Annotated in this window: 5 protein-coding genes; all 5 read left to right on the forward strand. The window is 50.2% G+C overall.

The genetic code is table 11. The annotated features are described in order from the left end of the window. The 5 genes from ispG to der all read left to right on the forward strand — a co-directional run bounded on the left by ispG (position 1) and on the right by der (position 5,991). The gene (ispG, locus tag VJY99_RS07585) at positions 1-1,122 is read left to right on the forward strand and encodes a flavodoxin-dependent (E)-4-hydroxy-3-methylbut-2-enyl-diphosphate synthase (protein WP_324117444.1); all 1,122 of its coding nucleotides are present in this window, start codon (positions 1-3) and stop codon (positions 1,120-1,122) included. Between the two features lie 117 nt (positions 1,123-1,239). After that, positions 1,240-2,514 (forward strand): histidine--tRNA ligase, encoded by a 1,275-nt coding sequence (hisS, locus tag VJY99_RS07590; protein WP_324117445.1) that lies wholly within the window; start codon positions 1,240-1,242, stop codon positions 2,512-2,514. 36 nt (positions 2,515-2,550) lie between these two features. Next, positions 2,551-3,171, forward strand: a complete 621-nt coding sequence (locus tag VJY99_RS07595) for a YfgM family protein (protein ID WP_324117446.1) — start codon at positions 2,551-2,553, stop codon at positions 3,169-3,171. A gap of 10 nt (positions 3,172-3,181) precedes the next feature. Further along, positions 3,182-4,363, forward strand: a complete 1,182-nt coding sequence (bamB, locus tag VJY99_RS07600) for an outer membrane protein assembly factor BamB (protein WP_324117447.1) — start codon at positions 3,182-3,184, stop codon at positions 4,361-4,363. A 122-nt stretch (positions 4,364-4,485) separates the two neighbouring features. Then, the gene (gene der, locus VJY99_RS07605) at positions 4,486-5,991 is read left to right on the forward strand and encodes a ribosome biogenesis GTPase Der (protein ID WP_324117448.1); all 1,506 of its coding nucleotides are present in this window, start codon (positions 4,486-4,488) and stop codon (positions 5,989-5,991) included. Positions 5,992-6,057 lie beyond the last annotated feature (66 nt).

Raw genomic sequence — 6,057 nt, forward strand, 5'->3', positions numbered from 1 at the left:
ATGCATAATGAAGCCCCAATTCAACGTAGAAAATCCAAACGGATCTATGTCGGAAATGTGCCAATCGGCGACGGGGCACCGATCGCCGTCCAGTCAATGACCAACACCCGAACTACGGATGTTGAAGCAACTGTTAACCAGATTAGAGCATTAGAAAGAGTGGGTGCAGATATCGTTCGTATATCTGTGCCGACTATGGATGCAGCAGAAGCGTTCAAGCTCATTAAACAGCAGGTCAATGTCCCACTGGTCGCTGATATCCATTTTGACTACCGTATCGCCTTAAAAGTGGCTGAATATGGCGTCGATTGCTTGCGCATCAACCCAGGCAACATCGGTAACGAAGAGCGTATCCGTTCTGTTGTCGATTGCGCCCGCGACAAAAATATTCCCATTCGTATCGGCGTTAATGCCGGATCGCTGGAAAAAGATCTCCAGGAAAAGTATGGCGAACCAACCCCTCAGGCATTGTTAGAGTCAGCGATGCGTCATGTGGATCATCTCGATCGTCTTAACTTTGATCAATTCAAAGTCAGCGTGAAAGCTTCGGATGTTTTCCTTGCTGTTGAATCCTACCGTTTGTTGGCTAAGCAGATTGATCAACCGCTGCATCTTGGGATAACCGAAGCAGGTGGCATGCGTAGTGGTTCTGTGAAATCAGCGATTGGCTTGGGTTTACTGCTTTCCGAAGGCATTGGTGACACGCTGCGCGTTTCACTGGCAGCTGATCCTGTGGAAGAGATCAAGGTTGGTTTCGACATTCTGAAATCTTTGCGTATCCGCGCTCGCGGTATTAACTTCATCGCTTGCCCAACGTGTTCGCGCCAGGAGTTCGATGTAATCGGTACAGTGAACGCTCTCGAAGAGCGCCTGGAAGATATCATCACGCCAATGGATGTTTCTATCATTGGCTGCGTAGTGAACGGGCCGGGCGAAGCGCTGGTTTCCACTTTGGGCGTGACAGGTGGTCACAAGAAAAGCGGTTTCTATGAAGACGGCGTGCGTCAACGCGAGCGAATGGATAACGAAAACATGATTGCGCAGCTTGAAGCGCGTATTCGTGCCAAGGCCTCTATGCTTGATGCATCGCAGCGGATTACTATCCAGCAGTTGGAAAAATAGTGCGAAACATGGGAAGCATTCGGCTTCCCGTGTATGATTGAACCCGCCAGACGTTTTGCGATAGCAAACAGTCTGATTTCGGGTTCATTTTTTGTATAAATTCGGTAGAGAATAAACGTGGCAAAAAATATTCAAGCCATCCGCGGCATGAACGATTATCTGCCTGGCGAAACCGCCATCTGGCAGCGCATTGAAGGCATTCTGAAACAGGTGCTCGGCAGCTACGGCTACAGTGAAATCCGTTTGCCGATTGTAGAGCAGACCTCGTTATTCAAACGCGCCATCGGTGAAGTTACCGACGTGGTTGAAAAAGAGATGTATACCTTTGAGGACCGCAATGGCGATAGCCTGACTTTGCGCCCTGAAGGCACCGCAGGCTGCGTGCGTGCCGGTATCGAACATGGTCTTCTGTACAATCAGGAACAGCGCTTGTGGTACATCGGGCCGATGTTCCGCCATGAGCGTCCGCAAAAAGGACGTTATCGCCAGTTCAATCAGTTGGGTGTCGAAGTCTTTGGTCTGCAAGGGCCAGATATTGACGCAGAACTCATTATGCTGACGGCTCGCTGGTGGCGTGCCTTGGGTATCGACCAGCACGTCAGTCTGGAACTGAACTCGATTGGTTCTCTTGAAGCGCGCGCTAACTATCGTGATGCGCTCGTTGCGTTCCTTGAACAACATAAAGAGAAACTCGACGAGGATTGCCAGCGTCGCATGTACAGCAACCCGTTACGTGTACTGGACTCAAAAAATCCAGACGTTCAGGCATTGCTGGATGACGCTCCAACGCTTGGCGAGTATCTGGATGAAGAGTCTCGCGAGCATTTCGCGGGTCTGTGCCAGTACCTTGATGCTGCCGGTATCGCGTATACCGTGAATCAGCGTCTGGTGCGTGGTCTGGATTACTACAACCGCACTGTTTTCGAGTGGGTTACCAGCAGCCTGGGTTCTCAAGGTACCGTTTGTGCAGGCGGCCGTTACGATGGTTTAGTCGAGCAACTCGGTGGCCGTGCAACGCCAGCAGTTGGTTTTGCGATGGGGCTCGAGCGTCTAGTTTTACTGGTTCAGGCGATTAATCCGGAATTTAAAGCAGAATCTGTTGTCGATATTTACCTGATATCGTCAGGTCAGGGAACGCAAGTTGCGGCGATGCTGTTGGCTGAGCAATTACGCTCTCAGGTCCCGGCTATCAAGCTGATGACTAACTACGGCGGTGGTAACTTCAAGAAACAGTTCGTCCGAGCAGATAAGTGGGGTGCGCATGTTGCACTAGTGCTGGGCGAAACTGAAGTGGCCAATAGTCAGGTCGTCGTGAAGGATCTGCGCACAGGTGAGCAAACTACCGTTGAACAAGCAAACGCGGTCGCTCATTTGCAGGCGCTACTGGGTTAATTTCCCCAGTGATTAATCGTTAAGGAGAAGGACTGCGTGGAAATTTACGAAAACGATAACGAACAGGTTGATGCAGTAAAACGCTTCTTTGCCGAAAATGGCAAGGCGCTGGTAGTCGGTGTTGTTCTGGGGATTGGCGCATTGGTTGGCTGGCGCTACTGGAACAATCATCAGGCTGAAAGCTCAATGGCTTCTTCTCTTGAGTATCAAACAGTGACTCAAGCTGTGCGTGCTGACCAACCTGCGACGTTGAGTGCAGCAGAAAAATTCGCAGCTAACACTAAGAATACTTACGGCGCTCTGGCATCACTGGAAATTGCGCAGAAGTATGCTGATAACAACGACCTCGCGAAAGCGGCAGCTCAACTGCAGCAGGGTCTGACCAGCACCAGCGACGAAAATTTGCAGGCGTTGATCAATGTACGTTTGGCACGTGTTCAAATCCAACAAAAGCAAATTGATGCAGCGCTGAAAACACTTGATAGTGTTAAAGGTGAAGGTTGGGTAGCGATTATCGCTGATTTGCGTGGTGAAGCGCTGCTCAGCAAAGGGGATAAGCAAGGTGCACGCGATGCGTGGAGCAAAGGCTCACAGACCGACGCTTCTCCAGCCCTGCGCGAAATGATGCAGATGAAAATTAATAATTTGTCGAGCTAAGAGGGACCCGATGCAATTGCGTAAACTACTTGTACCAGGGCTGATTTCTCTGACGCTGCTCAGCGGTTGTTCACTGTTTAGCGGTGAAGAAGATATCGTTCAGATGTCTCCACTGCCGACAGTTGAAAACCAGTTTGAACCTGAAAAATCATGGAGTACTTCTGTTGGTAGCGGAATTGGTGATTTTTATTCCAATTTGCATCCAGCGTGGCAGGACGGCAACATTTATGCAGCCGATCGCCGGGGTACCGTTAAAGCCGTTAACGCGGACGACGGTAAAGAAGTCTGGTCTATCGATCTTGCTGGAAAGACGAACTTTTATTCCAGCAACCAACCCGCACTGCTTTCTGGCGGCGTAACCGTTGAAGGTGCACATCTTTACGTTGGGAGTGAAAAAGCACAGGTTTATGCGCTTAACACCTCTGATGGTAGTATTGCATGGCAAAGCAAAGCCGCCGGCGAAGTGCTCTCTCGCCCAGTGGTCAGCGACGGTTTAGTTCTGGTTCATACCGGCAATGGCCAGCTTCAGGCATTCGATGAAGCTGACGGTTCAGTCAAATGGACAGTGAACTTGGATATGCCAGCACTTTCTCTGCGTGGCGAATCAGCACCTGCAGTCGCGTTTGGCGCCGCCATTGTTGGCGGTGATAACGGCCGTGTAAGTGCGGTTATGCTCAAGCAAGGTCAGTTGATTTGGCAGCAACGTATCTCTCAGGCAACCGGTTCTACCGAAATTGACCGTCTGAGCGATGTCGATACGACTCCTGTTGTGGTTAACGGTGTGGTCTATGCGCTGGCATATAACGGCAATCTGACGGCGCTGGACTTACGTTCAGGCCAGGTGATGTGGAAACGTGAACTGGGTTCAGTAAGCGATTTCATTGTTGATGCGAACCGTATTTTCCTCGTCGATCAAACTGATCGCGTGATTGCTCTGAATGCTGACGGCGGTGTCACGCTGTGGACGCAAAGTGATCTGCTGCACCGTAATCTGACATCACCTGTTCTGTACAACGGTTATTTGGTTGTCGGTGACAGCGAAGGTTATATGCATTGGCTCAATGCCGATGACGGTCGCTTTGTTGCCCAACAAAAAGTGGACGGTTCTGGGTTCCAGACTGAGCCAGTTGTCGCAAGTGACAAGCTGTTGATTCAGGCAAAAGACGGTACGTTGTACGCTATCAAGCGTTAAACTTACCGTAAGAAATATTTAGCCAGAAACGGTTCCTGTAGTCCGGGAGCCGTTTCCTGTTTTTAGAAACGATGTGAATTGACGTCGTTTTATGATGAATTTTGAGTTATGAGGCTTTTATCATGGTACCTGTGGTTGCGCTTGTCGGGCGCCCTAATGTCGGAAAATCCACGTTGTTTAACCGCTTGACGCGTACCCGAGATGCGCTGGTCGCGGATTTCCCGGGGCTGACTCGCGACCGCAAGTATGGTCGTGCTGAAGTGGAAGGTCGCGAGTTTATCGCCATTGATACCGGTGGTATTGATGGCACAGAAGACGGCGTTGAAACGCATATGGCTGCGCAGTCGCTGTTAGCGATTGAAGAAGCTGATGTTGTGCTGTTTATGGTGGATGCACGCGCAGGCCTGATGCCTGCCGACGAAGCCATTGCTAAACATCTGCGTTCTCGTCAGAAGCCAACCTTCCTGGTGGCGAACAAGACTGACGGTATGGATCCTGACCAAGCGGTTATCGATTTCTACTCTTTGGGATTAGGTGAAATTCACCCGATCGCAGCCTCTCACGGTCGCGGCGTAACAACGCTACTGGAACACGTGCTGATTCCGTTCATCGACGAAAAAAAACCGCGTGAGCCGGAAGAAGAAATCGATGAAGATGCAGCCTACTGGGCGGCATTCAATGCTAAGCATGGCATTGTGTCTGACGACGAAGAAGCGGAAGAAGAAGAGGAAGAAGAAGCTTTTAATCCTCAGGATTTGCCAATTAAACTGGCAATTGTCGGCCGTCCGAACGTAGGTAAGTCAACGCTCACTAACCGTATTCTTGGCGAAGACCGTGTTGTAGTTTACGACATGCCAGGAACGACGCGTGACAGCATCTACATCCCAATGGAACGTGATGAGCGTGAATTCATTCTCATCGACACCGCTGGGGTGCGTAAACGTGGGAAAATCACTGAAACCGTTGAAAAGTTCTCAGTAATCAAAACCCTGCAAGCAATTGAAGATGCGAACGTTGTGCTGCTGGTTATTGATGCTCGCGAAGGTATTTCTGATCAGGATCTGTCCCTGCTTGGCTTTATCCTCAATAGTGGGCGCTCACTGGTGATTGTGGTCAACAAGTGGGATGGCCTGAGCAACGAAGTCAGAGAGGAAGTTAAGGAGACGCTGGATTATCGTCTTGGCTTCATCGACTTTGCTCGTGTGCACTTCATTTCTGCATTGCACGGTAGCGGTGTTGGCAACCTGTTTGAATCTGTCCGTGAAGCTTATGACAGCTCCACACGCCGCGTAAGCACAGCGCTTCTGACTCGTGTCATGACCATGGCTGCTGAAGATCACCAGCCACCGTTAGTACGTGGCCGTCGTGTTAAGCTGAAATATGCCCACGCAGGTGGTTATAACCCGCCAATCGTCGTTATTCACGGCAACCAGGTTAAAGACCTGCCGGATTCCTACAAGCGTTACTTGATGAACTACTTCCGCAAATCGCTGGATGTGATGGGGACGCCAATCCGTATCCAGTTTAAGGAAGGGGAGAACCCGTTTGCCAACAAACGTAACACGCTGACGCCGAACCAGATGCGTAAACGTAAGCGTTTGATCAAGCACATCAAGAAAAGCAAATAAGATATCGCGGGAAATTAACCGCTATCGAAAAACCACTAAGCCCGCATTGCGTCGGGCTTTTTTGTT

Origin of the sequence: Buttiauxella sp., from assembly GCF_035271705.1 — a bacterium.
Lineage (GTDB): Bacteria > Pseudomonadota > Gammaproteobacteria > Enterobacterales > Enterobacteriaceae > Buttiauxella.